The sequence below is a fragment of the Bradyrhizobium sp. genome (assembly GCF_035273305.1).
Classification (GTDB): Bacteria; Pseudomonadota; Alphaproteobacteria; order Rhizobiales; family Xanthobacteraceae; genus Bradyrhizobium.
This window is the reverse complement of record NZ_DATEPI010000133.1, coordinates 1-2390: the sequence shown is the minus strand read 5'-3', so window position 1 is coordinate 2390 and position 2390 is coordinate 1. Positions and strand designations below refer to the sequence as shown.

Genomic DNA, 2390 nt, shown 5'->3' with positions numbered 1-2390 from the left:
AATTGTTTTCGGATGACCGAGTTGATGCCATCGCACGCGATCACGACGCCGCTACGGATGCTGCTGACACTGGCACCACCCGGGCCGTCGGAAAAGCTGATGGTGACGCCGGTATCGTCCTGCTCGACGGCGGTGCAATGGCGTCCGGTAACCAGCCGATCGCGGCCGGCGCGCGAAACGAACGCATCGAGCAAGATCATCTGCAGATCGCCGCGATGGATCGAGAACTGCGGATGCTCATAGCCCGCGGCACGGCCGAGCGGCTCCTGATAGATCAATTGGCCGAAGCGATTGAAAAAGGTCGCATCCGTCGTCTCGATGGCGAGCCGCGCCAACGCCGGCTCCAGCCCAAGAGCGGCAAGCTCCTTTGTTGCGTGCGGAAGGAGATTGATGCCGACGCCAACTGCCTTGATTTCGGCGGCGGACTCAAAGATCCGGCACCGGATTCCGGCTGCATGCAGCGCCAATCCCAGCGTCAATCCGCCAATGCCCGCGCCGACGATGACAACGTCGTCCATCTTTCCTCCGCGCCATCGACGATCGAACCGCTCGCCGGGATGAAACATGATTGGTGAGACTACTGTCAATCGGGCGTCGGGCGATTCTCCAGAGCGCATTGGCGCTGCTGTTGACGGGCTTGCGAGCGCGCTTGCCGTGCCGATGAGTTACCGAAGTCTAGTGCCCATCGCCGACAAAGCACATGCCGATTCGGGAGGCAGTGCCGAGCCGTTGACACGAGAGACCCTTTGCGCAGGTCCATGACTTGAAACTTCGGTCGTTCTCCGTTGGGTCCGCGTGCTGAACATAGCAGCTCGCACCCCAGCCATCCTCGTATTCGGTGCCGGCCAGTTCACTGCTCCCACGCAGTTGCGGTCGGCTTGAGAACCCGCGCGAGTAATCAGGTGGCCTTCCGTCCCGCAATGCCGCGAGAATGTCTCGTCGTCGAATCTGGTCGGCGAAGAAGTGCGGCGAGCCAGGCACAACGGTCGAGTTGTCGGGCTTGGCCGCCGTCCAGTCGACGCCCGGAAAATGAAAGCCGCCGATCCCCCGCGTCTGATGGCAGCCCGAGCAGGTGATGTCGTTAAGGCGGCGCTCAAACCCAGCGACCGACCGGATGTTTTGCAATTTGGTGCCGTGCTCGGTAGCGTTGTGCAACGCTGCAAGCACGTCAGCTTCCCTGAACACGGGACCGACCGCGGCATCGTCGCCTTCCAGCAGCCCGAACGCGGGTTGCAGGTTCGGGCTGGAGAAGCCAAGCGGTGTCGGCGCGATTGCCGCAGTGGCCAGGAATTTTTCAGGAATTAATATCGTGCCGCGATCGAGGTCCGCGAAATGCTCGGGCTGGAGCAGCCAAGCCTTGAACTCGCGCCTGAGCGTCCCATCCGCCAGAATGCGCTCGCGATCGACCTGGTTCTCAAGCGGCGCTTGCTCGAATGTCCCGGAGCCGCGATTGTAGTCGAACACCTTGAACAGGTAATCGGTCCGGAAATCGCGCACCGGCGATTTCGGCGCGTGCGCGATCTGAAGGTTGGTTTCAATGCGATGGACATGTTCAGGCCGGATCAAATCCAGCGGTCCATCCGCTTCGGTCAATTTTTTCGCGAGCGCGCCGCCGGTCAGCTTCAGATCGGCGGTGGACAACCAGCGACTTGCGATTTCGGCACAGGTGATCGGCTTACCGCTTTGATCGATCGCGCTATCGCTCTTTGCGTGCAGCACCACATTCAGCGTCATCGGCAGGCGTGGCGACGGTGCGCCCTCGTCCGCCACGCGATCCTCAACTCGCGTCAGGCGATAGATCAGGCGGATTTCACCGCAATTGCGCTCACTGACATAGGTGCGGTCCATGCGGTTGATGATGCCCGCCAGCACGAAACGCGTGCCGGAGGAATCGAGCAGCGCGCGATCGAACAGCTGGAAATCGAAAGAATTACCGATGCCGATGGTTTCATTCGGCAGGTTGGTCTTGTGACTTTCGATGTATTTTCCGAATTCCACATCGAGCGCTTTGCGAACCGGCACCATCGATGGCAACACGAACAACCGATCATTCGTGAGCGGCGCGTCGGTCGATCTCGCCGGCAATATCACGCGTCCGAGCGCAAGCCTGCCACGATCGAGTTCGCGCAGCGCTGCCGGGTCGAGAATCGCGACACCGCGCTCGAGTGCCGCGGCGCCCTGCGCACTATTTGCGGAGAGAACGCCGGCGAGTAAAACTACGAATGTGAGCAAAAATCGCACGCGGTCCATGAACTGACAAACACCGCATGCAAGGCCTCATTCCGGGACTTTTTGAGGCTGCATTTCGGCTTTCAGGAAGATAGCCGAACAGCAATGCGATTGTCTTGCTGAGTCCAAAGTTCAGGCCCCGCGATCGCTTCAAGTTGGGG

2 protein-coding genes are annotated in these 2390 nt (G+C 60.5%); both read right to left on the bottom strand.

Annotated elements, in window-relative coordinates; genetic code table 11:
• A partial coding sequence (locus VJV58_RS09115) for an FAD-dependent monooxygenase (RefSeq protein ID WP_324137014.1) occupies positions 1-518 on the bottom strand: 518 nt, incomplete at its 3' end.
• A 157-nt stretch (positions 519-675) separates the two neighbouring features.
• On the bottom strand, positions 676-2250 hold the full coding sequence (locus tag VJV58_RS09110; RefSeq protein WP_324137013.1) for a hypothetical protein: 1575 nt from the start codon (positions 2248-2250) through the stop codon (positions 676-678).
• Positions 2251-2390: the final 140 nt, after the last annotated feature.

Bases quoted from the DNA above. Each gene is read 5' to 3' on its own strand.
- VJV58_RS09110 (WP_324137013.1), bottom strand. From the start codon at position 2,250: ATGGACCGCGTGCGATTTTTGCTCACATTCGTAGTTTTACTCGCCGGC.